24 protein-coding genes and 2 riboswitches are annotated in these 25,359 nt (G+C 38.3%); of the genes, 9 read left to right on the plus strand and 15 right to left on the minus strand.

Annotated elements, in window-relative coordinates:
- Positions 1-84 precede the first annotated feature (84 nt).
- The 9 genes from D1953_RS06640 to D1953_RS06685 all read right to left on the minus strand — a co-directional run bounded on the left by D1953_RS06640 (position 85) and on the right by D1953_RS06685 (position 9,680).
- Entirely contained in the window at positions 85-1,179 is a 1,095-nt protein-coding gene (locus D1953_RS06640) for a GerAB/ArcD/ProY family transporter (protein ID WP_119116385.1), read from the minus strand.
- 273 nt (positions 1,180-1,452) lie between these two features.
- Positions 1,453-2,643 carry a Ger(x)C family spore germination protein gene (locus tag D1953_RS06650; protein WP_245979957.1) on the minus strand — a complete coding sequence of 397 codons (1,191 nt, stop codon included), beginning with the start codon at positions 2,641-2,643 and terminating at the stop codon, positions 1,453-1,455.
- Positions 2,640-4,283 carry a spore germination protein gene (locus D1953_RS06655; protein ID WP_119116665.1) on the minus strand — a complete coding sequence of 548 codons (1,644 nt, stop codon included), beginning with the start codon at positions 4,281-4,283 and terminating at the stop codon, positions 2,640-2,642. The genes D1953_RS06650 and D1953_RS06655 overlap by 4 nt, the downstream gene beginning before the upstream one ends.
- Positions 4,284-4,407: 124 nt before the next feature.
- A complete protein-coding gene (locus D1953_RS06660) occupies positions 4,408-4,947 on the minus strand; it encodes a VUT family protein (protein WP_119116386.1) in 540 nt (179 codons plus the stop codon).
- 4 nt (positions 4,948-4,951) lie between these two features.
- Positions 4,952-5,674, minus strand: a complete 723-nt coding sequence (queE, locus tag D1953_RS06665; RefSeq protein WP_119116387.1) for a 7-carboxy-7-deazaguanine synthase QueE — start codon at positions 5,672-5,674, stop codon at positions 4,952-4,954.
- Positions 5,667-6,140 (minus strand): 6-carboxytetrahydropterin synthase QueD, encoded by a 474-nt coding sequence (gene queD, locus D1953_RS06670; protein ID WP_119116388.1) that lies wholly within the window; start codon positions 6,138-6,140, stop codon positions 5,667-5,669. Before queD ends, queE begins: the two co-directional genes overlap by 8 nt.
- Before the next feature lie 4 nt (positions 6,141-6,144).
- Complete coding sequence (queC, locus tag D1953_RS06675; protein WP_119116389.1) at positions 6,145-6,804, minus strand: 7-cyano-7-deazaguanine synthase QueC; 660 nt, start codon at positions 6,802-6,804, stop codon at positions 6,145-6,147.
- 53 nt (positions 6,805-6,857) lie between these two features.
- Positions 6,858-6,900: riboswitch (PreQ1 riboswitch) on the minus strand.
- A 65-nt stretch (positions 6,901-6,965) separates the two neighbouring features.
- Positions 6,966-8,045 carry a toxic anion resistance protein gene (locus tag D1953_RS06680; RefSeq protein ID WP_119116390.1) on the minus strand — a complete coding sequence of 360 codons (1,080 nt, stop codon included), beginning with the start codon at positions 8,043-8,045 and terminating at the stop codon, positions 6,966-6,968.
- Between the two features lie 18 nt (positions 8,046-8,063).
- A complete protein-coding gene (locus D1953_RS06685; protein WP_245979958.1) occupies positions 8,064-9,680 on the minus strand; it encodes a YceG family protein in 1,617 nt (538 codons plus the stop codon).
- A gap of 196 nt (positions 9,681-9,876) precedes the next feature.
- Here D1953_RS06685 and D1953_RS06690 point away from each other — a divergent pair, with 196 nt between their 5' ends.
- The 4 genes from D1953_RS06690 to D1953_RS06705 all read left to right on the plus strand — a co-directional run bounded on the left by D1953_RS06690 (position 9,877) and on the right by D1953_RS06705 (position 13,678).
- Positions 9,877-11,505, plus strand: coding sequence for an acetolactate synthase large subunit (locus tag D1953_RS06690; RefSeq protein ID WP_182480532.1), 1,629 nt, complete (start codon positions 9,877-9,879; stop codon positions 11,503-11,505).
- A 105-nt stretch (positions 11,506-11,610) separates the two neighbouring features.
- On the plus strand, positions 11,611-12,189 hold the full coding sequence (locus D1953_RS06695) for a YybS family protein (protein WP_119116393.1): 579 nt from the start codon (positions 11,611-11,613) through the stop codon (positions 12,187-12,189).
- Positions 12,190-12,433: 244 nt separating this feature from the next.
- The gene (locus tag D1953_RS06700; RefSeq protein ID WP_119116394.1) at positions 12,434-13,309 is read left to right on the plus strand and encodes a glycine-rich domain-containing protein; all 876 of its coding nucleotides are present in this window, start codon (positions 12,434-12,436) and stop codon (positions 13,307-13,309) included.
- A gap of 183 nt (positions 13,310-13,492) precedes the next feature.
- Complete coding sequence (locus D1953_RS06705; RefSeq protein ID WP_119116395.1) at positions 13,493-13,678, plus strand: hypothetical protein; 186 nt, start codon at positions 13,493-13,495, stop codon at positions 13,676-13,678.
- Between the two features lie 103 nt (positions 13,679-13,781).
- Here D1953_RS06705 and D1953_RS06710 read toward each other — a convergent pair whose 3' ends face one another.
- The 4 genes from D1953_RS06710 to D1953_RS06725 form a co-directional block, all read right to left on the minus strand.
- Positions 13,782-15,215, minus strand: coding sequence for an aldehyde dehydrogenase family protein (locus D1953_RS06710; RefSeq protein ID WP_119116396.1), 1,434 nt, complete (start codon positions 15,213-15,215; stop codon positions 13,782-13,784).
- A gap of 19 nt (positions 15,216-15,234) precedes the next feature.
- Positions 15,235-16,869 (minus strand): acetolactate synthase large subunit, encoded by a 1,635-nt coding sequence (locus D1953_RS06715; RefSeq protein ID WP_119116397.1) that lies wholly within the window; start codon positions 16,867-16,869, stop codon positions 15,235-15,237.
- 429 nt (positions 16,870-17,298) lie between these two features.
- Positions 17,299-17,841, minus strand: a complete 543-nt coding sequence (locus tag D1953_RS06720; RefSeq protein ID WP_119116398.1) for a nitroreductase family protein — start codon at positions 17,839-17,841, stop codon at positions 17,299-17,301.
- A gap of 52 nt (positions 17,842-17,893) precedes the next feature.
- Positions 17,894-18,322 carry a DUF2935 domain-containing protein gene (locus D1953_RS06725; RefSeq protein ID WP_119116399.1) on the minus strand — a complete coding sequence of 143 codons (429 nt, stop codon included), beginning with the start codon at positions 18,320-18,322 and terminating at the stop codon, positions 17,894-17,896.
- A 258-nt stretch (positions 18,323-18,580) separates the two neighbouring features.
- On the opposite strand from D1953_RS06725, the gene D1953_RS06730 reads away from it, so the two are divergent.
- On the plus strand, positions 18,581-20,182 hold the full coding sequence (locus D1953_RS06730) for an FMN-binding glutamate synthase family protein (protein WP_119116666.1): 1,602 nt from the start codon (positions 18,581-18,583) through the stop codon (positions 20,180-20,182).
- Between the two features lie 130 nt (positions 20,183-20,312).
- Here D1953_RS06730 and D1953_RS06735 read toward each other — a convergent pair whose 3' ends face one another.
- Positions 20,313-20,579: a YiaA/YiaB family inner membrane protein gene (locus D1953_RS06735; RefSeq protein WP_119116400.1), complete on the minus strand. Its 267-nt coding sequence runs from the start codon at positions 20,577-20,579 to the stop codon at positions 20,313-20,315.
- Positions 20,580-20,865: 286 nt separating this feature from the next.
- Here D1953_RS06735 and D1953_RS06740 point away from each other — a divergent pair, with 286 nt between their 5' ends.
- The 4 genes from D1953_RS06740 to D1953_RS21170 all read left to right on the plus strand — a co-directional run bounded on the left by D1953_RS06740 (position 20,866) and on the right by D1953_RS21170 (position 23,718).
- Positions 20,866-21,771: an AEC family transporter gene (locus D1953_RS06740; RefSeq protein ID WP_119116401.1), complete on the plus strand. Its 906-nt coding sequence runs from the start codon at positions 20,866-20,868 to the stop codon at positions 21,769-21,771.
- A 14-nt stretch (positions 21,772-21,785) separates the two neighbouring features.
- Entirely contained in the window at positions 21,786-22,034 is a 249-nt protein-coding gene (locus D1953_RS22165; protein WP_425454257.1) for an Ig-like domain-containing protein, read from the plus strand.
- 154 nt (positions 22,035-22,188) lie between these two features.
- Positions 22,189-22,326, plus strand: coding sequence for a hypothetical protein (locus D1953_RS21165; protein WP_182480533.1), 138 nt, complete (start codon positions 22,189-22,191; stop codon positions 22,324-22,326).
- A 695-nt stretch (positions 22,327-23,021) separates the two neighbouring features.
- Positions 23,022-23,111, plus strand: a riboswitch (cyclic di-GMP riboswitch).
- Between the two features lie 436 nt (positions 23,112-23,547).
- Positions 23,548-23,718, plus strand: coding sequence for a hypothetical protein (locus D1953_RS21170; RefSeq protein WP_182480545.1), 171 nt, complete (start codon positions 23,548-23,550; stop codon positions 23,716-23,718).
- Between the two features lie 148 nt (positions 23,719-23,866).
- Here D1953_RS21170 and gltD read toward each other — a convergent pair whose 3' ends face one another.
- Complete coding sequence (gene gltD / locus D1953_RS06755) at positions 23,867-25,348, minus strand: glutamate synthase small subunit (RefSeq protein WP_119116404.1); 1,482 nt, start codon at positions 25,346-25,348, stop codon at positions 23,867-23,869.
- Positions 25,349-25,359 lie beyond the last annotated feature (11 nt).

Consider the following 25,359-nt stretch of genomic DNA (forward strand, 5'->3'; position numbering starts at 1 on the left):
AGTGATTAGAGTTTTTTACAGAAGAATTTCCCATTGATTCAGATTCCCTAAAGTTAAAAAGAATTATTTATCTAAATATCCTATCTACTGGCTAGCCTGGCGTTTTCTTTTCCTTATACTTGCCATCATCAACAAAAACAAAGGGATAATTGTTTGTATCAATAGTGCGAATAGAGGAAAGGTCCCGACCAGATAACGTTCCAATCCCATTGTGTTAGGAAGTGACCAAAAGCTGAATTCTAATATCAGAATCCCTATCGGCCATACAATAGGTCGATAATTCGAAAGATTCAACCATTGCGCGGTACTTAAAGCAGCCGCATAATAAAACACAGACAATTTGATAAACGCCCCTACGATCCAAACAGCCATAATGAAGGACTCCAAATGTTCAAAAAAGTCGGCGAGACTGATGTATCGAGCTACACTCATCAGTGGATAAACCTTAAAGGATGTCGCTGGCCCTAGCACAAAAAGAACGATAAGATTGATTAAAACTAACGTCATCGTCACAACAAAAACAGTCATCATTCCGTATTTCATCCCTTTTTTCTGATCCGCTAAAAAAGGCAGAAGAAAAGATATAAGAAAAAATTCTGTGAACCATCCACCAGGCACAATTCCACCCTTAATTGGAGGCATCACCCCATTTCCCAATATCGGGAATATATTTTTCCATTCAAAATCAGGGCCCAAAAAGATGCTAAAGAAAAAGATAGCCAATATAAAAATGGGGAAAAACACTTGGGCAGCTCTCCCCAATACTTCTAAACCTCCGTATACGGTTAAAGCACAGAGAAATATTATTGATCCCATAATCACACTAATTGGAGTATTGACCAGAAAAGAATCGACAACAAATTCCGCGTATTCTCTAACGATGAGTCCCGCGACCTGGATGTAAAAAAAACAGAATAGAAAACCGAGAATTTTTCCAGCGAATCGCCCCATAATGTGTTCACTAAATTGAATGACTGTTTCTTTCGGATAATGTTTGTGCAGTTTATATGCGATATACACTGTCGCATATCCGAGGAAGGATGCCAAAATGGGCGATAGCCATAAATCGGTTTTGGCATATTTCGCTGTAATACTTGGAACCCCGAGAATAGCGGTAGCCACAATCGCAGGATACATCATGATGGCCATTTGCAGGGATGAAATTTTGCCTTTCTCCATCATTTTTCTCCTTTCTATGATCATATGGAAAAACAAAATCGCGCCCCTTAGACATTTATTTTTCCATAAACCGTCCAAACGGCCTGAAAAGACTTTGAATCCATGCAGTGGGACCTCCCATATGTGGGAGATCGAACATGGACAGCACTAAGCCGATGAAGAGCAGAGTAAAAAAAGCCATCTTGTCCTTTTTTGGGTTTTGTTTCATTTTCGGCCATTCATATAAAATGATCAAAGCCACGATTACCATAACACTAAAAAAAGCTCCCCATCTCACTGCTTCTTCACCTCTTTCTCAGGCAATCCCCCCGGTTTATTTATATAGCCCTGTCTGCGAATATGGGCCTCAACGTTGACTTCTACTTCCACCTTCGGGAATACCTCGTCCCAGCGATTTTCAACTTTTTTCCACTCTTTAGGGTATTTTCGATAGAATTCTTTACTGAATTTTATAATGTCCGCTTTCATCTTATGCTGCGCTTGCTGAATAGCTAGCTCGATACGGTCTTTAATATCTTCTTGATACGCTTTTTCTACAGTCTGTATTGATTTTGGACTTGTAAGAGCCAAGTTTGTTCCATTTTGGACAACAGCCCCCTCTGTATCAACATTCACGAGCATTTTCCATTTATCATTTCTTATTTGTGGAATCAGTTTGATGCGTGCCGACACTGGATTTAAAGATACTTCTCCTTTAACGCCTTCAGGTTTTAAGATAACTGTATAGGCTTCCATTTCATTTCTTAACCACAAGATTCCTCTTGTTGCCTTTTCTGACATCGTTCCAACCATTTTATCTTTTTTGAATACCGCTGTTCCGACAATGTACGGAATTCCCTGTAATTTCTCTTCCCCTTTACCCGGTGGTAAAATTTTAATAAATGGAAATGCACCAGCCTGAGCTACACCTACTAACCCTTCCTGTACATCCTGCATGGTAACCTGCATCCCGATATGTAAATCAGATAGTTCCCGAAGCACTTCCCCCGAATAGCGTTCTAGAGGAGGAAGTACTTCAAGGGCATCCTTCGGGTTCCCTTTGCTAACATACAGATAAGCTCTCTCTCTTGGCTGGGGATGGCGAAGTAAGAAATCCATATGCTCTTGTATTCCTTGCTTTGCTAATTTTTCACCGAATATAAATACTTTACATTGTCCCCAAAAAACTTTGCGCGGAATCTTGCTTTGTAGCTTGGAAAGCGCATCTGAAATATTGGATCCTCTTTGAGACCTCACCAATGTAGCAGCTCCTCCTCCTCCTTGACCGCTCCCTCCTTGACCTCCTCCGGTGCTTAATGCTTTAGGTATAAACACTTGGAGGGATAATTCAATTTGATTGTCATCCTTTATATCAATAGCTGCTGCTGTGACAATAGCCAAATCATTGACTTCCACCCGATCCCAACAGCCGCTTAAAAGAAGAATCAATCCAAAAATACATAGTATATGGAGAATATTTTTCACTGGGTGTCTCCCCCTTTTTTCGAACTTGGCGCCAGATCTGGAGACTGACGATATCGGTTAAACTCCCCTGTAAGATGCGGCCTTGTATCCATCTTCCACAGAGGCGATCTCCACAGCACATCCTTTAACTCACGTCCTTTTAGTGGTGCCAGTGGCTGTAAGTAAGGGACACCGAAGGAGCGCAAGCCGCATAAGTGAATGACTATGGAAATAATTCCCATCATAATACCGAGCAGTCCTAAAGTACCGGCAAGCAGCATGATAGGAAAACGCAGTATTCGGATAGCAATTCCAGCAATATAACGGGGAATCATAAAAGAAGAGATTCCCGTTATCGCCACCACAATAACCATTGGCGCGGAAACCAATCCCGCTTGAACAGCAGCTTGACCAATTACTAGCGCTCCAACAATACTAACAGCAGAGCCAATCTGCTTTGGTAATCGAACCCCTGCCTCTCTCAGCGCTTCAAACATAATTTCCATAAGCAGCGCCTCTACTACGGCAGGAAATGGGACCGCATCCCGGGACGCTGATACACTCAGCAGCAGTGCCGTTGGTATCGCCTCCTGATGAAACGTCAAAATAGCGACATAAAAGGAAGGCAGCAAAAGCGAGATACTAAGAAAACTATAACGTAACCAACGGATAAGTGTGCCAACCATAAAGCGTTGATAATAATCCTCATGTGATTGAAGCAAAGAAAATAAGGAAATTGGAGCAATTAAACTAAATGGTGTTCCTTCTACTAAAATGACCGCTCGTCCCTCTAATAAACTAGAACAGGCTGTATCGGGTCGTTCTGTTGATAGTATCTGAGGGAAAGGGGAATACGGGTTGTCCTCAATCATTTCCTCGATATACTCGCTTTCTAAAATGCCGTCTATCTCAATCCGCTTCAATCGATTCGTTATTTCTTCAATCAATGTTGGATCTACAAGTCCATCAATATAAGCAATGGCAACAGTCGTCTGCGTATAACTTCCGATTTTCATCGATTGTATTTTAAGAGCCGGACTTTTAATAATGCGTCGCAATTGAGACGTACTTACCTCTAAAGACTCATTGAATCCCTCTCGCGGCCCTCTGATTCCTACCTCTGCTATAGGTTCTTCAATCCCGCGCTTTTCCCATTTGGCTAATCCTAAAGAAAAACCAGCACTCTCCCCTTCATAGAGAAGGATAGGATTTCCAGATGAAATGGATTCGATACACTCGGCAATTGTATGCATTCTTTTTACTTTAGAAATAGGCAGTTTATTTTCAAGAAATTCATTTAAGGGCTGGGTTTCGCTTGCTGTTTCCTTAATGAGCGGCGATAGAACGAACTCCTCCATCCCTTCGACGTTCGTAATCCCCTCTATATAAATAATCGTCGCTCTCTTTTTTCCAAAAAGTAAAAACGGACGGAAAACGACATCTGAACAACGATCATACACCATCCGAAACGCTTCCACATTGTGATCGAAATGATTAGAAAGGAAATCCACCGGCTTAACATCCTGCCGTTCCTGTTCAGCTTGTATATCATTATTTTTTTGCTTTGGTTTCCTTAATAATTTATTTATATTTCGAATCAAGTTGCTTCCCCCATTTTTTTTGCAGGTAGCTATAAGCTCTCTTTTTCTATAGTTCTTCATTAAGGGTAATTTATACAAAAGCATTAAGAAATTTCCTAATTCTCTACTGTGCTAGTGATTTTCTTCAAGGCGATTAGAGTGAATGAGAAAAGGCTCAGTCATAAGACTGAGCCTCTCCACTATATTAACTAACGACAGTTTTCTTCTCTAAACGAACATGCACCTGATTCAAGATGAATGCACCAATCATTTGAACAATTGTTTTGACAATAATTTGCCCTACAATAGCAGCAGGTACAGCTTCCCAAGGTAAAATGTTGGCACCAAATGGGCTTAAACCAATCACAACGAAAATTACCGAATCGAGAAACCCGCCAACAATTCCGCTATAGAATACGCGCCAACTCATTGGTAACTTCAAACGCGAGTAAATTTCTGTATCCGCAGATTCCGCAACAATAAATGAAAGCGCGGAGGCTGCAACAATTAATAATGTATCCCCTAATGTAAACGATACAGCTGCTGATAAAATGAGCGCTGTCACAATGAATCCATATGTCTTCGCTCGACCATATTTATTTTGGACAAGATCCCGAAAGATAAAGGTTGCTCCAATCAAAAGCGTTCCCATCGGTACGATAAATACACCAAATTGGAGCGGTGCAAAAGCCGCTGTGACCACGTTCGCAGCCACGATTGATAGTAAATAAAATAATATTCTCATATCTTTATACTCCTCGTTTATTGCCCCAAACATACGTATGCAACTGCGGGAGCACCTTCACATTTGTAACATCCTGATCCTGTACAACTTTATCAATTAACCACTCATATTTTTGTAGAAGTCTACTAATCAATTTAGAATCGTCCGTCGTCGTACTATCATCATTTCCAACCTGAAAAAAGAACGGAATGTCCGGATAGCGATGATGGATCGCTTTTCCATACTCATAATCTTCATCATTAAAAATCACAACCTTAAGCGAAACATGATGTTGATTATTTTGCAACTTAGTGAAGATTTCATCAAGTATCCCGAAATCTGTTTTCATTCCCGAGCTAGGCGGCTTAGGAGAAATCGTCAGCTCATTGATTTCATAAAACCAATCCTGCCATCTGCTCCCCTGTGTTTCCACGCCCATTTTTATCCCCTGCTCTTTTAAGAGTGCAACTAAACTATCTAGATTTTTCAGTAATGCTGGATTTCCACCCGAAATTGTAACAAAAGAAAAACCATCTCCACCGATTCTTTTCAGCTCAGCCCAAATTTCTTCCGCAGTCAGTTGAGTAATATACTCTTTTCCACTTCCATCCCATGTAAAAGCTGAATCACACCAGGAACAAGAATAATCACAGCCAGCTGTACGCACAAACATCGTTTTTTGTCCAATCATAGAACCTTCCCCTTGTATGGTAGGTCCAAAAATCTCCATAACGGGAATTTTACTCATCTTCCATCCACTCCCGTCTTGCTTCCGCATAGCTCGTTGGCGTTTCAAACAGGCGAACAAATTCTACCCGAGCTCCTTTATATTGAGGCCCTTCACGCAGCGCATCCGCCATTTTTTCATATATCCAAACAACCATATTCTCTGCCGTTGTATTCATCAATGGCAGCGTTTCATTTAAATAGCGGTGATCTAAATAAATTTCAATTTTATCTTTCCATATCTGTTTAATATCACCGAAATCTATCATCAAACCGCGGTCATCGGTAAATCCGCTTAAGCCAAAGACAACTCGATACGTATGACCATGCAAGTTTTTACATTTTCCTTCATAACAATGCAGATGATGAGCAGCATCAAATGTAAATTCCTTACTTACAAGAACACGCTTCTTATGATAGTTTAATTGATTTCTCTGTATATCTTGATCTAGTTTCTGGAGCTTATCAACAATTCGAAATCCATACATGCCTTTAAGACTCCTTCCGCTTACTTAAATAATCTACAAGGCCCTTTTGTCTAAGCTTACACGCTGGGCACTCCCCACATCCATCCGCAATGATTCCGTTATAACACGTTAATGTTTTTTCACGGACAAATTCAAATGCGCCTAACCGATCGGCAAGCTCCCACGTTTCTTCTTTATTCAACCACATTAACGGTGTATCAATGACAAACGAATCGTCCATCGATAAATTCAATGTCACATTTAACGATTTAATAAACACATCGCGACAATCTGGATAGCCGCTGAAATCTGTTTCACATACACCAGTGACAATATGTTTTGCACCGATTTGGCTCGCAATCACACCGGCAAACGAAAGAAATAATAAATTACGTCCTGGCACAAACGTCGAAGGTAATTCACCATCTTCGCCATCCTTTACCTCAATATCATTACGAGTCAACGCATTTGGAGCAAGTTGATTTAACAAAGACATATCTAAAATATGATGCTTGATACCAAGCTCATTTGCAATATTTTGTGCACACTCAATTTCCAGTCGATGACGCTGATTATAATCAAATGTGACCGCCTCAACTTCAGCAAATCTTTCTAATGCCCAGAACAAACATGTCGTACTATCCTGACCACCACTAAATACAACCACTGCTTTTTCCTTTTTCATTCCTGAAAAACTCCTTTATAACGAAAAAACAGCACCCTAAGACAGAGTACTGTTTCTTCTTAGTTTTTTAAAGAGGGTAGCTAGAACCTCTTCTGCACATTGGCAGATTATTTAATTCCTCACTTATAGTATAGCGAAACTGCAAGTAATGCAAGCGTTTTTTATCCTTGAGATAGCACCCTTTTTGCCTCTTCTTGAAGAGCTTCTAATCGTTTCTTATCTTCCACTCGCTGCAGCGACTGCTCTTCTTTTACTCTCTTATACTCTACAATTCCTTTTTCGATTGTCGTCCACATCGTCTCAATCGTTTCCATTTTTATGCTGGAGCTGCCTGTTCGCTGAGCAATTTCAACACTTTGATTCATAATATCTGAAGTTACTTCCGTTAACATTTGATTCGCTCTTTCTTCAAAAGCATTTAATGAATCAGAATGTAATTTTTGACGCTTCGCATACACCGTATTAATAATCCCCATTTTAAAAATCGGAATTACCGTTACAAAGTTACTATTGATTTTCGCCATTAAATCATTATTTCCGCGCTGCATCGTCTTAATTTGTGGTGCAGCAACAACAGCAACCATTCTTGCTTTCTCTAAATCATCAATCTTCCGTTCTAATAATTCTTGAACTGTTCGTAATCCTTCTAATTCAATGCGCGCTAATTGATCTCCTGACTGAACACGTTCTTCATACCTTGGAATCAATGTATCTCTTACCTCTTCCAGCTTCATTTCAGCTGCTACGACATATTTCTCTAATTCAAAGTAGTATTGAATATCTTCTTCATATAGTCCTTCTAAGTCATTATTTGCACGCTTTAGTTCGTCTTCCATAATCGCAAATTGGGCATTAATTTTATCTAGTTCACCGCCTAACGTTTGATATTTTTTAAACACATCTTCAATTGTCTTTTTCGCACGCTTGAATAATTTATCAAGAAACCCAGGCTCTTTCATAATTTCATTTCGATCAAAGCGCTTCATTAATTTTTCTAATTGATTGAGTAAGTCGCTCGATTTCTCAATATTTGTTACCGTCATCGAATGTAAGATTCGATCTGCAAAACGAGATAAACTGTCAGCTGGTTCTTTTCCAAGCGTTAATAATTGATGCTGATCTTTAATATCGAGCGATTGAACTAACTGCAACACTTGTGGTTCTTGGCGTAATTGAGCACGTAATTGCTGTGCTGTATTTGGATTTAACTCTTGTTTTTGAAGTTCTAAATCAGCTGTCATAGTATCCCACTCCTATACTTAAAATATTTTTTTAATAATCTTCTTAATAATCGATTCTTCTTTTTCTTGAAACTCCTGTTGAAATTCCACTTCTTCTAACCAATGAACATCATAAAATGACGGATTAATAAACTGTTCAATATCGTTATGTCCGGCTGGATTATACCAAATTACATCACAGCCAAATTCATTTAAAAACAAAAGAAGAGCAGCATCTTCCCTAGAAGGCTTTCCATTCTTCTCCATATTATAAAGAACCAGACGAGGAATTTCTTGAGCATAATCAAACTTTTGCAGCAATTGGAGAACTACTTCCGGCATCATATTAGCCTGTTTAAATAGAAATAATTGAAGATCATAATCAGATTCTCCTGCTATTTTATTTAATTTAGGATGTTCGCAATACGCTTTAATCGTATGAGCAATTGCATTTTGAAGTCCATTCGGCAAATGTTTATAGCGCCACCAATTGCTATTGACCATCTTTTCTGGGGAAAGCACCCCTTGTTCTAAAGACTTTTGATAATGAAAATGATAATTTGCTTTTGTCGCTTGAGAAAAAGGAAACTCGCGAATGCACAAAGCTAATGAATCATCGATAAGCTCCCTCATATGTTCCCAATATTGTTTCCGATCTTTCGAGACCCCTTGAATTTTTGCAAAAATCACAGGAATATGTACCCGATTACTTTCTAGCTTAAATTCTGGACGAATCATCGCCTTTTCCCTCGCATAAATAAACACATCATCATATGTCATACGTAAAGTAATGGAGGAAGGGATATAATCTCTAAATTGCCATGGCTTATAAATGCCCGATCCATGATCATGCATCATAATTTCTAGTTGTTTATTAGCTCGATAAGCAACTGTTGTTTGACGCTCTCTTTGATGGGTCGGGAAGGGCTCTAACTTTGCTGTATGACGATATTGATAAGGAATAGAGATTGTATTATTTGAATCGATTTCCGCAAATAGATCCTTCCCTTCAGGATGAAACAGTAGCACATCACACCCAAACTCCATCAATAACATAAGGAAATACTTTTGACTGTCATTCATGTCACCATACCAAACTACTTTCGGGAAGTCCTCACCTATCGTGATAGTTTCGGCCCACTTTGCCCAATGGTTTTTTAACCATTTCACCACATCAATAAGAAAGCGCCTAAATTCTTGCGTTAATAGGCCCGCAGAATGGTGCTGCTGAAAATGCTCTATCACTTTCATAACAGATAATTGAATATGCCGACTAAGTGATGGGTCATGGTGCTTTGGGATTAATTGCTTCCCATACATAAAAGCGATTAACCGATTAATAGAAAGGCCTTTCGGTTCTTGCTGATGCACGTCCAATATGTCTTGAATCGATTTCATCATCTGATTATCAATCGTCTTATCCAACTCCTCACTTAACACATGAACGGAGGAACTCTCTTGGTTCATCTCGAATAAGGCATTATAATACTCATCTTGATCCAGAGGTGTACCTAATACACGAATGCCCACTCGTTGAAACCCATAAGTTGAATCATTAATTAAATAGGAAGGCCTTTCTTTCACCGAAGCGAAAAATAATTTTAACCAATCCTCTGTCGATGTAGATAATACAGGTTCAATGTTTATATAATTCACCGTAGCCACTCCTTCCCTCAAGATCTCCGGCTTTTTCTCTTATTTCTATTATATACGTATTCATTAATACTTGCTTAATTTTAAGGAATAGCTAATCCAAAAATCAACAATGTTATTTAACAGAACTGAAATAAAAGCAGAATATTTGTGGAACTTTAACAGATGAATGTTATTTAAAGTAGAAAGGGATGTTTTTTTGAAAGCAGCTGAGCTTTTTGTAAAATGTTTAGAGAAACAAAATGTAGAATACATATTCGGAGTGCCTGGAGAAGAAAATATTGCTTTAGTGGATGCACTAAATCAGTCATCCATCAAGTTTATCGTTTGCAGACATGAAACAGGGGCAGCGTTAATCGCTGGGATGATGGGCAAATTGACAGGAAAACCGGGTGTTTGTCTTTCAACACTTGGACCTGGAGCTACCAATATGGTCACAGGTGTCGCCTGTGCTACCTTGGATAGAATGCCGTTAGTCGCCATTACAGCACAGACCGACCTCACGATGCAACATAAAAGTTCTCACCAATATTTAAATCTTATCGAATTATACCGTCCAATTTCGAAATGGAACACATCTATTCACGATGGTTCCGTTATTCCCGAAGTTGTCGCTAAGGCATTTACATTAGCGACAAGTAATCTACCTGGAGCCATTCATATAGAACTCCCAAATAATATCGCCTCCACTCTCGTACAAGGACAGCCTTTACAAAACCAGCTAAATAGCCAAAAAGTAATGGCATCTGACCAAGCCTTACACGATGTAGCCATGGCGATTAATGAAGCAAAATTCCCGCTTATTCTCATAGGGAATAATGCGATAGGAGAAGAAGTTTCTAGCGATATTATAACGTTCATTGAAAAGCTTCAATCTCCCTTTACGGAAACGTTTATGGCAAAAGGAGTTGTTCCTGAAAATCATTCTCTTCATTTACAAACAATTGGGTTGCCTGAAGGTGATTTTGTTAATCAAGCCTTTTACCGTGCTGATTTAGTCATTACAATTGGGTATGACCCAATCGAATATGGACCACAAAAGTGGAATACATTACTGGCACCGATTATTCATGTTGATGTAAAAGAACCTGAAATAGACCACTTTTATCCGGTAAAAGCCTCTCTCATTGGTGATTTATCCGCAAATCTTCAGTGTTTAACGGTTCAAATTCAACAAAGAAATGGGATCGATCCATTTTATCGTAATATAAAGGAAACCATAACGAATGATAGACTGATTAACACAACGAGCGATACATACCCGCTAAGCCCTCAACGCATTATTCAAGAAATTCAGGCAGTTCTATCAAACAATGATATTTTACTGTCAGATGTTGGAGCTCATAAGCTATGGATTGGTCGACAATATGAGGCCTCACAGCCAAATACATGTATCATTTCAAACGGACTTGCATCAATGGGAATTGCATTGCCCGGAGCAATCGGTGCAAAGCTTGCCTGTCCAGACAAAAAAGTAATCGCTGTATGTGGAGACGGAGCATTTGTCATGTCTGTAGCAGAATTTGCAACAGCAGTCCAATTAAAATTACCGATTGTTGTTATAATTTGGCGAGATGGCAGATATGGAATGATTGAGTGGGAGCAAGAAAACAAGTTGGGTCATTCCTCCAATATCGAATTCGATAACCCTGATTTTGTTGCCCTGGCAAAATCCTATGGTGCGAAAGGGTATAAAGTAACACAAGCGACTGAATTATCGGGAATTTTGCAGCAAGCACTTTTAGAAAAAGGACCGGTTCTTATTGAATGTCCGGTCGATTATGAAGAAAATTTCCGACTGAGTGAACGGTTGAAAAACTCTCACTAAATGTACATGATGCGTTTGCCCGTTTTGATCAACGGGCATTTTTCACTACTGACAAAAGGATAAGCTGAATATAGTATGCATAACGAACGATTGAAGGAGGATTACATGTTTTTACTTCAACCGATTACAAAGCATACGCAAAGCATTTCCGATACGTTTCATAGAACAGCCTCTAGGTCAAAGAAAATCACAACCGCTGCATTATTATGTACATTGTCAGCTATTCTTCAATCAGCCGGTGGATTTATTCCTGTAGTTGGTTTATTTATTAGTCCCTTTGCAACAGCACCCGTCATTGTCAGTACAATTTTATCCGCTCGATACGGCTTTCTTGGCTATTTATTAACTATATTTCTGCTATTTCTCATTCAACCGAGTGAAGTAATCATCTTTGCTTTTACCACTGGGTTGCTAGGCATTAGTATCAGTTTTTCCTTCCATTTATGGAAAAAGCGCCTTAGTATCCTAATAGCAAGTGCAATCTTCTTGCTTAGCGGAATTCTTCTTCTATTATTCGTCTTTCAGTTTCCAGTATTAGGACCATCGATTCAGCCCTCTATAAGCTTATTATTCTTTCTTTCACTCTCCCTTTTTTCATTATTGTATAGTTGGATTTGGATTGAACTGAGTGCATTTCTCTTTAAACGATGGAGCAGGAAAATCAACGTTACTATTCCAGATTAAATAATATGAAGCTCATCCGGTGAGTGTACAATTGGTCGGCTTCCTCGTTCATCAGTTTATCAATAGCCTAGTTGGTCGCGAACAAATGATTATAATAATTGTTAAGCCCTATGCAGCTTACAATTGCATCATTCAGGTAGTTATTCCTCCCCTTCAGTCTTAAAAGTGAAGGTCTTACTACTCATTAATGAACAATCAATCAATGGTATAATTCACTAAAAGGACCAACAAAAGGGGGGAGAAAATGAGCTGGTTCTCTGCAATCAAAAAGCGATGGAAGCAGAATAAACGAGAACGTTATCAAGAAGAATTCCGCCAAAACTTTGAAGACACATTAGTGATTCATGAATTAGAAACAGTCCATGTAAATTTGATTAAATACTTACATGTCGCTCTAAATCCAGAATATATGGAAGAGATCAATACAGCGTTTCGCTTGAAATTTCCGCGCTATTCGCAACGACAAGTAAATGAGCTTTGGCGAGAGTTAAAGAGGTATTTCGTATTAGCCGCTATTTTTAAACAAGTAGAGATGTTTCATGATAAAGTCGATGAGCTCTGGCACCTCATGTTAGACGATCCAAACAAATACAATCAGTTCTGCCAAACGTTTATCGGACACAAAATTGAGCATATCTCGCACAAACAGCCAACATGGAAACCGACAGAACGCACTTTATTTGATTTTTATTATGTACAGCTATTTACCGTAGACATGATTTCACTTAAAATTTGGCGAAAATTTTTTAAAGAAGATAAAGGCATTTCTTTCTTGAATGAATTTACATCTCATAAACTAACAAGTTTAAAGCAAACCTATATGCGCACGAACACGAGCCAAGAAGCGGAACAAACCTTTGAATTTTTCGTAGCAAGATTCAAAGACGCTCAAAACGAGGGAAATCTTCACTGGAAGAAACGATACGAACAGACCGACAATGCGAGTCCAGCTTACTTTGCTTATGTCGCGGCTGATGAAGATGCGAAGCATGAATTTAAAGACATTTTTGGCAGCGACTCTACAGACTCTGGAAGCTCCAGTGATTCCGCTTCTAGCTATAACGACAGCGGATCAGATACATCGAGCTGTTCGTCTTGCAGCTCATGTTCGTCTTCATAAGAGAGAACGAAAAAGCTCATTATTATCGTCCCGCATTTTCTGCTACTTAAATATTTAAAAAATTTGCCGATACATGTAGATTAATTTAGGGGGCATTTTGCAGGAAAATGCAGGTTCTTTCTATAAAGTATTAAAAAGGACAAAACAATGTCCAACAAATCAGTGGGAAGGTGGTCGTTGTTTGTGAGCCCGGATTTGACCATACAACAAATTGCTGAAACGATTCCAAAAGCCGTATTAAATGCATCAGATAAAGATTTAGAAAGCTTTCAAAAAATTCTCGAAGAAACGATCAAACTACGAGAAGGACATAGAAACTTACAGCAATTAATTAAAAGCTTTTCTTCTTCTGTCATCCAACGTTCATGAAACATTTCCTATAGAGAAGCCTCGATTAATGGTTCTTTTCCAAAGAATCCACTATTCGAGGCCATTTTAAATACCTTTTCAGGTACTCATCTAACTACCACGTTCATTCATCACCAATTTTAAAACTGATAAACTTTTGCTCCATCATTTCCTCCATTGCATATTTAACCCCTTCTCTACCAACACCGCTGTCCTTCCAGCCGCCATAAGGCATATTATCAATTCGATAGGTTGGAATATCATTTATAACAACTCCACCCGTTTCAAGCCGTTCCGCTGCATAAAATGCTCGTTCAATACTTGGCGTCATCACTCCCGAGTTTAATCCGTAGCGGGAATCATTCGCATCCTTAATCGCCTCATCCAACGTAGCAAACGGAAAAACACAAACAACAGGGCCAAATACTTCAAAACGAAACACTTTGGAGTCTCGATTTACATTCGTTAATACGGTTGGATATAATACATTTCCTTCTACATTCCCGCCGCATTCAATTGTAGCCCCTTCTTGTACGGCCTCATGTATCCAACTTTGCAGACGGTCCAATGATTTTTTTGAAATGACCGCCGTAATATTCGTATCCTCATCAAGCGGTGAACCGACAACAAGTTGCTTTGTCCGACTAACAAACCGTTCTAAAAATTGTTCATAAAGCGATTGATGAACATAGATTCGTTGAATAGAAATACACACTTGTCCATTATTAGAAAAAGCCCCTAATACACTACGTTCAATGACTTTATCAATGTTTACCCCTTCATCAATAATAAAAGGGGAATTGGAGCCGAGTTCAAGTGTCAATTTACGAAAACCTGCTTGCTGCTGAATCAGATGCCCCACCTCTACACTGCCTGTAAACGTCACTTTTTTCACATGCGGATGAGTCGTTAATGCTTCGCTCAAAACATCGCCTTTCCCAGGAATAACATTCAATACCCCTTCTGGAAGCCCCGCCTCTTTAAAAATCTCAGCAAGGACAAGTGAACTAATCGGTGTTTGCTCAGCTGGTTTTAACACAATTGAATTTCCGGCCGCAATAGCTGGTCCCACTTTGTGCGCTACGAGATTGAATGGAAAATTAAAAGGAGTAATCGCTGTCACCACCCCAATTGGCGTCCAAGTTGTAAAACCAAAACGTTTCTCCCCGCCTTCTGCAGCATCCATTGGAATTTGTGTTCCATAATTACTTTTAGCCGCTTCTGCTGCAAAACGATACGTTTGAACGGTCCGATTAATTTCCTCACGGGCATTGCGAATCGTTTTGGCCGATTCTAAAGAAATGATTTTGGCATATTCTTCACTACGTTCTTCCATAATCGTGGCCGCTCTTGCTAAAATCTTAGCACGACGATGTGCCGGATACTCTCGGAATTTCTGAAAAGCCGTATGCGCTTCAACAATCGCTTCTACGGCATCCGCGGGTTCAGCCTGTCCAATTTCAGTTAATTGTTCATTCGTATGCGGATTATATAAAGGCTCATAAGTTTTCGCTTCGCGCCATTTTCCACCAATCCATAATTGCCATTTTTGCCTCATCCTTCATCACACCTCATTCTTATAATTTACAAATATAATCGCCAAGTGTTTTGGATAATTTAACATTTTCGGAATAATCGACATCCACATCGATTAAAACAATATCTTGGCTCTGAATGGCCTCTTCTAATGCAGGAAGCAAGTCATCCGAATGTTTCACCTTAATTCCTTTCGCACCGAAACTTTCAGCGAACTCAATAAAATTCGGATCTTCAAATTGAATAGCATTGGATCGATTAAATTTATTCAGTTGTTTCCACTCGATTAAACCAAATTTAGAGTCATGAAAAATAATAATGACAATCGCCACACCTAAACGTTTCGCTGTGGCTAGCTCAACACCATTCATTAGAAAGCCGCCATCACCGGTAATCGCAATGACAGGTTTATCCGGCTGTGCTAATTTTGCAGCAATGGCGCCGGGAACAGCAATCCCCATTGAGGCAAATCCATTGGAAATAATGACATGATTTGGATTTTCAGGCTGATACATACGAGCAATCCATAGTTTATGAGCGCCCACATCCGAAATAACAATCGCTTCTCCTTTTTCCGCCTTTTTTAAGTCGGCAAGAATTCTTTGTGGAATAATAGGACTGCCGGATACCTCATCAGACTCATGCAGTTTCTCAACCAACTGATTCTTTAGCCGTATTACATCCGACCAAAGTTCTTTTTCTTCAACATAGCTGTTTAAAGCTTCAATCGCTTCTTTAACATCACCGACTAATTCGGCTTGGACTGGATAATACGCATCGACTTCAGCAGGCAAACTATCAATATGAACAATCGGGTTCATCGCTTCATCATTCCAATATTTCGGTAAATATTCGACAATGTCATAGCCTATCGTAATAATGACATCAGCAAGATCAAAGCCACAAAGCACATAATCCCTTGCTTGCATGCCAACCGTATATAGGGTCAATGGATGATCCGAAGGCAGCACACCCTTTGCCATAAACGTATTAACTACCGGAATATTTTTCGCTTCGGCGAACTGGCGTAACGCGTCTGTTGCTCCATCACGAATAACCCCGTTTCCAGCTAAAATAATCGGCCGTTTAGCACGGTTAATCAATTCTGCTGCCTTTTTGATTTCTTCCTCAGCCGGACAAGAGATAGGTAGTGATGTAACAGGAATTGGTTCTCCTTCTGTATCCATCCGCGCTACATCTTCCGGAAGCTCAATATGAACGGCACCTGGTTTATCAAGAAGGGCTGTTTTAAATGCTTTACGAATAATTTCTGGTATTGTGTGCGGCACGTGAATTTGTTGACTCCATTTTGTTGTTTCTTCAAACACACCAATAATATCCACATACTGATGAGATTGCTTATGAATACGCTCAAGACCTGCCTGGCCGGTAATGGCGACAACAGGTGAGTAATCTAAATAAGCATTTCCTACTCCTGTTAATAAATTGGTTGCACCCGGCCCAAGTGTAGCCAAACAAACACCTGGCTTTCCAGTTAAACGACCATATACATCGGCCATAAAAGCTGCTGCTTGTTCGTGATGCACTAAAATAAAGTCAATTTCAGAGCCAATAAGAGAATCAACAAGATCCGTATTTTCCTCTCCAGGAATGCCAAAGATATATTGAACCCCTTCATTTTCTAAACAGCGCACAAATAAATCCGAAGCTTTCAAGACCATTCCTCCATTATAAATTCGAAATATCTCCTCCTATGGTGGCTATTCAACTAAAAAATTATGTAGCTAAAATATGAGAGTTCAACCATCTTCTTTCATTATGCATAAAAAAACTCGTTACTTATAAATGAACGAGTGATGACAGAGTGAGACTTATTTTAGAAATATTCTATAGAGCTACAAGCTGCTTTAAAAATAATGTAATTGCTTTATCTTCAGAATACTTTCTTTTTCAGACGAACTTTTTTTGGTAGTCAATACACTTAAACACCTCGAACTTTTCTTGCAAAGGAAGGAGTGATATTGGAGAATAAACTTTTTATATGTATGGAAGGAAAAGGGGAAATAATATTTATGAGGGAATTTCTTCTTTACTTTTAGTCAAATTAGATTTTCCCTCATCAGTAAAAAGACAATTGTCTTCCTCTACTCTTTCGTTTCGTCACTTGAAAACCTTTCAATATGAACAATCTTTTCACGTGGTTGATGTTTTTTTCTTTGAGGCGCTTCCAATGGATAGCCCATGCCCAAAACAGCCACAATTCTACGATTATTAGGGATTCCCACAAGTTCTCTTACATATCGTTCCCGTCTTTCGGATTCTTCTTGATCCTCTGAGTGATAGACCGCTCCAAAAGCAAGTCCCAACCCTAAATCTGTAGCTGTAAGCCAAATAAAAGAACTGGCGATTGAAGCATCTTGCAACCAATATTTGCTTTCATCAGGTCTTCCCGTAATAATGATTGCTGCAGTAGCTTCTTTCAACCATTTCATAAATGGTGTTGTTTCAGATAGCTTGTCTAATCCTTCTCTTTTAGTTATTACAATCAATTCTCTTGAAGGTAAATTATTCCCTGTTGGAGCATAGTATCCCGCATCTACAACCTGTTCTAAAATTTCAGCGGGAATTTCTTTATTTTCAAAGCGGACGATTTCTCTTCTTCCTTTTATCACATCAAGTACACTCAATGATTTCACCACCTTTTTCATTTCCTTATCTCTATTAAATCATACATTCTTATTAATTTTCACTATAAAGTAAGGCCTGGGCGACTCCAACAAAATATTCGGATTCTCTGATAATATGATTCAACACAACCTTTGCTGTTGGATTTTCACTAATTGCCTTGCTTTCGTTTTTGATTTGTTGGCATAGCTTAATAAATTCCAAGCTTTGGTTTAAACAAAAAGAAGTGAGCTGTAACACTTGCTGATAAAGCTGCGCTGACACGTACGACCCTGAACGGGTAACAGATTCAATATATCGGACAACATGTTGATGTGTTTCTCCCAATACCTTCTCCCATTCCTTTAAGGCATTCACGAAATTCGATTCCAAATGAGAAACTAGCTCACGAATAACAACGGTGTGCTCTTCTTCTTGATGCTTCCAAAATTCAGCTTCATCCAATATACGTAAAGGCATTTGTGGACCGTAATAAAATTGCATGTTCTCCCTCCTATTTCCCTATCTCGTTTTAACGTATGGGATTCATAAAAGGGATATGACTGTTCGGCTTATTTTCATGTTAGCTTTATCAGATGAATCTGTTAACTTTCGACTCACTCTGTATAGGACCGCAATCATTATTTAATACGGTTTTATTAAAGAATAATGGTTCTATAAAGAGCTCCCATTGAATAATTACACTCATCTTGGAGCATATTAACGCCAAATAGATTTAGCCAGTTCAGGAGGAAAAATATGATGAATCTCGCAAGTCAACTCATTATCATCGGATTTGCATTAATTGCACTTATTGTTCTAGTGCTTGTTATTTTTCTAGTTTATTTAATCTTATTTGACCGCAACCAAAAACGACACGCTATTTTAAGGAATTATCCTGCACTTGGCCGGGTCCGCTATTTTTTTGAAAAGATTGGCCCAGAAATGCGCCAATATTGGTTCAACAGTGATACGGAAGGCAGACCATTTTCACGAGATGACTACGAACATATTGTCAAAAGCGCCAAATATAATCGAGATGTTATCGGTTTTGGTTCAAAACGAGACTTTGACGAAGAAGGTTTTTTTGTTCGAAATGATATGTTTCCGAAATTATCGGAAGAAATAAAAATGGATAAGGAAACAAAAGTTTTAACGAAACGATATATTTTATTAAAAGATCCGCTTCTTTCACAAAGGGAAGAAAAATGGGAAGATGAGGAGTCATCTGCTCATTTATTGCATGACGATGACGCAATCGTCATTGGACCAAATACCAGACATCCATTTGTTTTAAAAGGTCTCATTGGTATGTCTGCAATGAGTTACGGTTCATTAGGACACCATGCAATCACTGCCTTATCAGAAGGTTTAGGGCTAGCAAAAGGAACATGGATGAATACAGGAGAAGGTGGACTCTCGCCCTACCATTTAAAAGGCGGAGTGGATATCATCATGCAGATTGGTCCCGCTATGTTTGGTATACGTGATAAAAACGGGAACGTAGATTGGGATGAATTAAAAAGAAAAAGTGAACTTCCACAAATAAAAGCATTTGAACTTAAACTAGCCCAAGGTGCTAAAACACGCGGCGGGCATATCGATGCTGAAAAAGTAACACCAGAAATCGCTGAGATTCGTAAAGTAGAGCCATACAAATCAGTTGATAGCCCAAACCGCTTTCCTCAATTCGGAAATATAGCCTCCTTACTGGATTTCGTTGAAAAAATTCGAGACCATACAGGAAAGCCCGTTGGCATAAAGATTGTTGTCGGCGGAAATGATAGTGTGGAAGAACTAGCAAAGTATATGAAGGAGACCGGTAAAGGACCTGACTTTATTACAATTGATGGTGGTGAGGGCGGCACAGGCGCTTCTTATCAAGAACTAATTGATAGTGTAGGACTGCCAATTAAATCTGCTCTCCCTATCGTTGTATCTACTCTCGAAAAATACGGTGTACGTGATCGTGTAAAAATTATTGCCTCTGGTAAGCTATTTACTCCTGACCGAATCGCTATTGCTTTAGCGATGGGAGCAGACCTAGTAAACATTGCTCGCGGTTTTATGATTGCGGTTGGCTGTATTCAAACATTAAAATGTCAATCCAATGCCTGTCCTGTTGGAGTAGCAACGACTGATCCAGATTTGCAAAAAGCTCTTGTTATTGATGAGAAGAAGTATCGTGTAGTTAATTTTCTTGTTACATTAAGAAAAGGACTATTCCGTATTTCAGCAGCCGCTGGTTTAGATTCACCTGTTCATTTTCAACCAAAACATATTATGTATAAAGATGATAAAGGAGTCGTTACTTCTTTAGAGCATATCCTTCATGACATCAAGCGTCAAATCGGCGCGAGTTAACAAGCTCTAAGCTTTAACCAGCCTATTATCTAGGACATCGCTGTTCTATGATTTTCAATAAAATGAAATACCGCAGCTCACTAAGGCTGCGATATTTCATTTTTACTTTTATATTCCTCCATTTATATTACTAATCGTCTAACTTCATCGATTGATTTTGTCTTCTTTCCTGTTCTGCCATTATCTCATTATCTTCAGCATTATCCCTCGTTACTTTTTGTGTCAAGATTGCACCTACTGCCACTAATATCATCACAGCAATATAATATCCTTTTTCATTCAACTGCAAACTGTCTTCATTATAAAGGCCGATACTGAATAAAAAGACCCCTGCAAAAAAAGTGAAATAAGCCAATACTGTAAAAGCCGTTGTATTCCTTCGCCTGTATCTCTGCACGTCTATTCCCCCTAAACAGTCATTCTTAACTAAATTACTACTTATTGTGCCTCAATTATTCATTAAATCTGGGGGATTTACCTAACAATCACTATAATAATTCTTGATGTACCATAGTATCAGATACGGAATGTCTTAATGCCTATTTATACAGTCTAATTGGTTATTAGAAGCTTCTTTTCACCCTTAATTTTAGAAAATAGTTACTAGATGGATTGGTTTATTCTCGATATAGTAGTATTTTTAATTATATACTATTTTTCTATAATTAGAGGTGTCATACTGTATGAATCAGGAATTTCTATTTTTACTGCTATTAATCATGGTTGGCTATGTTTTCAAACGGTTAAATCTTTTAAAAGAGAAAGATGGAGAAGCGATGGGAAGGATTATTTTTAATATTACTCTCCCCGCTCTCATTATTGTTACTTTTGATACGGTGAAGGTCGAGCCTTCCTTGCTGCTACTCACAGTCATTGTGTTAATTTATGGAATGCTCTCACTTTTTCTCGCCTGGCTAATCTTCAGAAAAGAGGAAAAGGAACTCAAAGGGACTCTATTAATGCTTGCCCCTGGCTATAATGTTGGAATTTTCGCCTTTCCACTTGTTCAAACCATTTGGGGAGCAGAAGGATTAGCCTATTTTGGGATGTTCGATGCTGGAAATGCATTCATCTTATTCGGAATCGTTTACATTATCGGAAGTTATTATTCAAAAGAGGGGCTAACGCTTAAGCCAAAGATCATCCTTAAAAAGTTTGGTACATCAATTCCACTAATGACTTATTTTATCGTTAGTATTTTAAACTACTGCCATCTACATTTACCGTCTGCATTCATTGATTTTGCTACGATTCTATCTAAAGCGAATATGCCTTTGTCTTTCTTATTACTAGGACTTTATTTAAATTTCAAGTTTGAAAAGCTGTACATCAAACCTATGGTAAAATTTCTACTTTTCCGGTATGGTACTGGTCTACTTTTTGGGCTTATTCTCTATTTTCTGCTTCCATTCAATGAAATGTTTAAATATACTATTCTAATCGGTCTTCTATTACCTATTGGATCATCCATTTTACCATTTGCCCTTGAATTTAAATATAGCACCACACGTTTTATTGGTACGCTCACAAATATGACCATCATCATTAGTATGCTGATTTTGTATCTCTTTGCGAATTTTATACTTTAACCCTTATACATATTATTTCATATAAAGATAAACCTTCTGTCAATCCAATTGATGATAATGACACCTATCTTTCTGGTAAAGCTGAAGCGTATGCAACAGTTCAGTTAAAAGTAAAACAGAAAGTCATCGGAAGCAAGAAAGCGGATAAGTCATGGAAATATACAATCAAAATCGCACCGCAAAAATCCGGAACAACAGTCACCGCAACAGCAACGGATGAAGCGGGAAACAAAAGTCAACCAGCTACAAAAACAGTACAGTAAACGAACGAGAAACGGCAGCAATTGTCGTTTCTCGTTCGTTTATTTTTTGTATCAATGAAAAAAACAAGAACATATAATATTGACAGAATTCCAAAACTGTTATACATTATTAATAACAAAAATAAGTTGTTATATAACAAAGGAGGAAAACAAAATGGAAATGTATCGCGAAGCATATGAATATTATAAAATGGCTTGTGAAAACCACGGAATGGAGTCGGTGAATTTTTACCACTTTATTAAGCATTTAACAGCAGAACAACTAAATGAATACAATAAAAAAGCTTACTAATAAAAAGGACGTGATGACTACGGATCTCCAAATAGAAGTCAAATAGAACCCCTGCCCGTTATGTATAAAAACAGGCAGGGGTTAATTATGTTTAACAATAGTTTCTTTCTCTCACTAATCAAAGCTTTAAATCTGCAATAAAAAAAGACGATCAATTTCTTTCGAAGGGAATTGATCGTCTAAATGAGTAAAAAGAAAACAATCATCGCAACACGATTGCTTCCTATCTATACTATATGGAATTCGTCATTTTTTGTCGACATGCAAATAATCATAGGAACTTAGTTGCGCACTCTCACTAAATTGTACAATAATGTTACTCTCCTCCTATTGAATAAAGGATAATTACGAAAATCATCGAATTATTTATATATACTTTCGAAAGGACTGTTGAACATGTACAAGTTTTTTGAATGTATAACATATATCTTTTTTGTTCTTTTAGGAATCATTACTCTACTCGAACTTACGTTTGACGTTAAGCTAATCGATAGCAATCAACCTCTATTCCTCCCTGTTCTGGCTATTTTTTCAATCCTATTTATCTTGACAGAACTTAATCGATTTACTGCGAGAAAAAATAATAAATTAGAATAGTATCCCTCTAGATGCTTTAACCATTTTCTCTTCTCCATTCTTAAATTTAGTATTTTTGTCACATTTATTTGTTTGAGTGTTATTTTTGTATGTTATTATACCTATAAGGGCAAATTTTACGAAAGTAAAAGACGCAAAGCCACGGGCCTAAAGCAACAAATAGTTGTCATGGCAGCCGGGTTGCCAAGATATATTCTTGATTAAACTGAAGATTAAGAGTTTTTGGCTCCTTTTAAATTTGCCTGAATTTAGCAAACTGAGGAGAGAGTTATGTTTTATCCAACTATATTAATTAACGAAACAAATGAAAGACACATTGTGAAGGATAAAAACTATTGTATATGCGGAGCAAAATATAATGGTTTTTTCATGTTCACAAGAATCGACCTTAGAAAAATTAGGTTTAAGCAAGATCAGGAAATCACTTGTCCAACATGTAAATCACACGTAAAACAGAAATGTTAGCTACATATTTCTAATTCAGTTCATTTCTCCACGCATGTCTCTTTTGTAGCATTTGAATGCTCATTAATTTTTTATCGTATGAAGTTCTTGAAATCGTAAAGACTAACTTAGGTAAACGTGTCTTGCTTAAGTTATCGATGAAAGAATGGAGTGGCAAATATGGAGAAAAAGAAAAAGCCTGTTGTAAATGAAGCAGAATTAACGATTCGTGCGAATTTAAACAATTTAGAGCCTGGAGATTCTGTTAAAGAGCATCGTACAGTAGAAACAGGAAACTTAATTTTGGCTGAAAAGGAAATTGGGCAGCAAAATCAAAATAATAATCTATAAAATTTTCTTACCAACGAAGCTTCTCACGCTCTTCTCTTGAGCTAGGGACTTCGTTTTTATGGTTTCACCGCTAACAATAAATAATAGAAAAAGCACCTTAATTTCGCTATTTGAAATTAAGGTGCTTTGTTTTTTGATAACTTTATATTTAAGGTAAAACTGAACTTCCCATCAAATAACGATCTACTTCACGTGCTACTTCACGACCTTCATTGATTGCCCAAACGATTAAGCTTTGACCTCGTCTTGCATCACCTGCAGCAAAAACACCTTCAATGTTTGTTTTATACTCACCATAAGCTGCGGCAACTTTTTGATTTGTCGTTTCCACACCAAACTGCGTAAGAAGGGGCTGTTCTGTTCCTTCAAAACCGATAGCAATGAAAACAAATTGTGCTGGCCATACTTTTTCAGTTCCCGGAATTTCCTTGAAAATATATCCGCCGTTTTCGTCTTTTACTTTTTCCATTTGAATCGTATGAAGCTCTTTCACATTTCCATTGTCATCTGCAACAATTTTCTTCGTTTGAATGGAATATTCACGTGGATCATTTCCAAACTTCGCTTCAGCCTCTTCATATGCATATTCAAGCGTAAAGACATTTGGATAAGCAGGCCACATATTGTCAGATGTACGTGCTGTTGGCAATTTAGGATGTTTACCAAATTGAACCACACTGCGGCATTGTTGGCGAAGAGCAGTAGCTACACAGTCAGCTCCTGTATCCCCTCCTCCAATTACAATAACATCTTGACCTTTTGTATCAATGAATTGGCCATCTGCAAAGTTAGAGTCTAGTAAACTCTTCGTTGTTGTTGTTAAGTAATCCATTGCTAAATGAATACCTTTTGCTTCTCTACCTTCTATTACTAAATCACGTTGCTTTTGAGCACCAGTACAAAGAATTACGGCATCGTATTGATCTTGAAGCTCCTTAGCTGTGATATCTTTTCCAACTTCTGTGTTTGTAATAAAATCAATACCTTCTTGATTCAATAAACGAATTCTACGCTCAACCACTTCTTTTTCTAACTTCATGTTTGGAATACCGTATGTTAACAGCCCGCCAGCGCGATCTGAACGCTCATATACTGTTACTGTATGTCCGGCTTGATTTAATTGATCAGCACTTGCAAGCCCTGCAGGACCCGAACCGATAATCGCGATTTTTTTCCCTGTTCGTTTTGTTGGAATACGCGGGGTAATCCAACCATTTTCGAATCCTTTATCAATAATTGTTCGCTCAATGCTTTTAATCGTAACTGCAGGGTCAGAAATTCCCACTGTACAAGACCCTTCACATGGAGCTGGACAAACACGTCCTGTAAACTCAGGAAAATTATTCGTTTTTAAAAGACGATCTAACGCTTCCTTCCATCTTCCACGATACACTAAGTCATTCCATTCAGGAATTAAATTATGAATAGGACAACCTGTTGTCACCCGATTGATTTCTGTTCCCATATGGCAGAAAGGAGTGGCGCAGTCCATGCACCGCGCTCCTTGCTGACTTAACATATCATCTGAGAAACAATTTGAATATTCTTTCCAATCATTTAACCGTGTGAGAGGATTTCTCTCTTTTGGTTTTTGACGAGTATATTCCATAAATCCTGTTGCTTTTCCCATATTCCTCTCTC

It is taken from the genome of Peribacillus asahii (assembly GCF_003570725.1).
In the GTDB taxonomy this organism is placed as follows: Bacteria; Bacillota; Bacilli; order Bacillales; family DSM-1321; genus Peribacillus; species Peribacillus asahii.

What these genes read in the sequence shown, in the direction of transcription:
- D1953_RS06640 (WP_119116385.1), bottom strand. Translation starts at nt 1,179, where the DNA reads ATGGAGAAAGGCAAAATTTCATCCCTGCAAATGGCCATCATGATGTAT.
- D1953_RS06655 (WP_119116665.1), bottom strand. Translation starts at nt 4,283, where the DNA reads ATGAAGAACTATAGAAAAAGAGAGCTTATAGCTACCTGCAAAAAAAAT.
- D1953_RS06660 (WP_119116386.1), bottom strand. Translation starts at nt 4,947, where the DNA reads ATGAGAATATTATTTTATTTACTATCAATCGTGGCTGCGAACGTGGTC.
- queE (WP_119116387.1), bottom strand. Translation starts at nt 5,674, where the DNA reads ATGAGTAAAATTCCCGTTATGGAGATTTTTGGACCTACCATACAAGGG.
- queD (WP_119116388.1), bottom strand. Translation starts at nt 6,140, where the DNA reads ATGTATGGATTTCGAATTGTTGATAAGCTCCAGAAACTAGATCAAGAT.
- queC (WP_119116389.1), bottom strand. Translation starts at nt 6,804, where the DNA reads ATGAAAAAGGAAAAAGCAGTGGTTGTATTTAGTGGTGGTCAGGATAGT.
- D1953_RS06680 (WP_119116390.1), bottom strand. Translation starts at nt 8,045, where the DNA reads ATGACAGCTGATTTAGAACTTCAAAAACAAGAGTTAAATCCAAATACA.
- D1953_RS06695 (WP_119116393.1), top strand. Translation starts at nt 11,611, where the DNA reads ATGTTTTTACTTCAACCGATTACAAAGCATACGCAAAGCATTTCCGAT.
- D1953_RS06700 (WP_119116394.1), top strand. Translation starts at nt 12,434, where the DNA reads ATGAGCTGGTTCTCTGCAATCAAAAAGCGATGGAAGCAGAATAAACGA.
- D1953_RS06710 (WP_119116396.1), bottom strand. Translation starts at nt 15,215, where the DNA reads ATGAGGCAAAAATGGCAATTATGGATTGGTGGAAAATGGCGCGAAGCG.
- D1953_RS06725 (WP_119116399.1), bottom strand. Translation starts at nt 18,322, where the DNA reads ATGCAATTTTATTACGGTCCACAAATGCCTTTACGTATATTGGATGAA.
- D1953_RS06730 (WP_119116666.1), top strand. Translation starts at nt 18,581, where the DNA reads ATGAATCTCGCAAGTCAACTCATTATCATCGGATTTGCATTAATTGCA.
- D1953_RS06740 (WP_119116401.1), top strand. Translation starts at nt 20,866, where the DNA reads ATGAATCAGGAATTTCTATTTTTACTGCTATTAATCATGGTTGGCTAT.
- D1953_RS21165 (WP_182480533.1), top strand. Translation starts at nt 22,189, where the DNA reads ATGGAAATGTATCGCGAAGCATATGAATATTATAAAATGGCTTGTGAA.
- D1953_RS21170 (WP_182480545.1), top strand. Translation starts at nt 23,548, where the DNA reads ATGGAGAAAAAGAAAAAGCCTGTTGTAAATGAAGCAGAATTAACGATT.
- gltD (WP_119116404.1), bottom strand. Translation starts at nt 25,348, where the DNA reads ATGGGAAAAGCAACAGGATTTATGGAATATACTCGTCAAAAACCAAAA.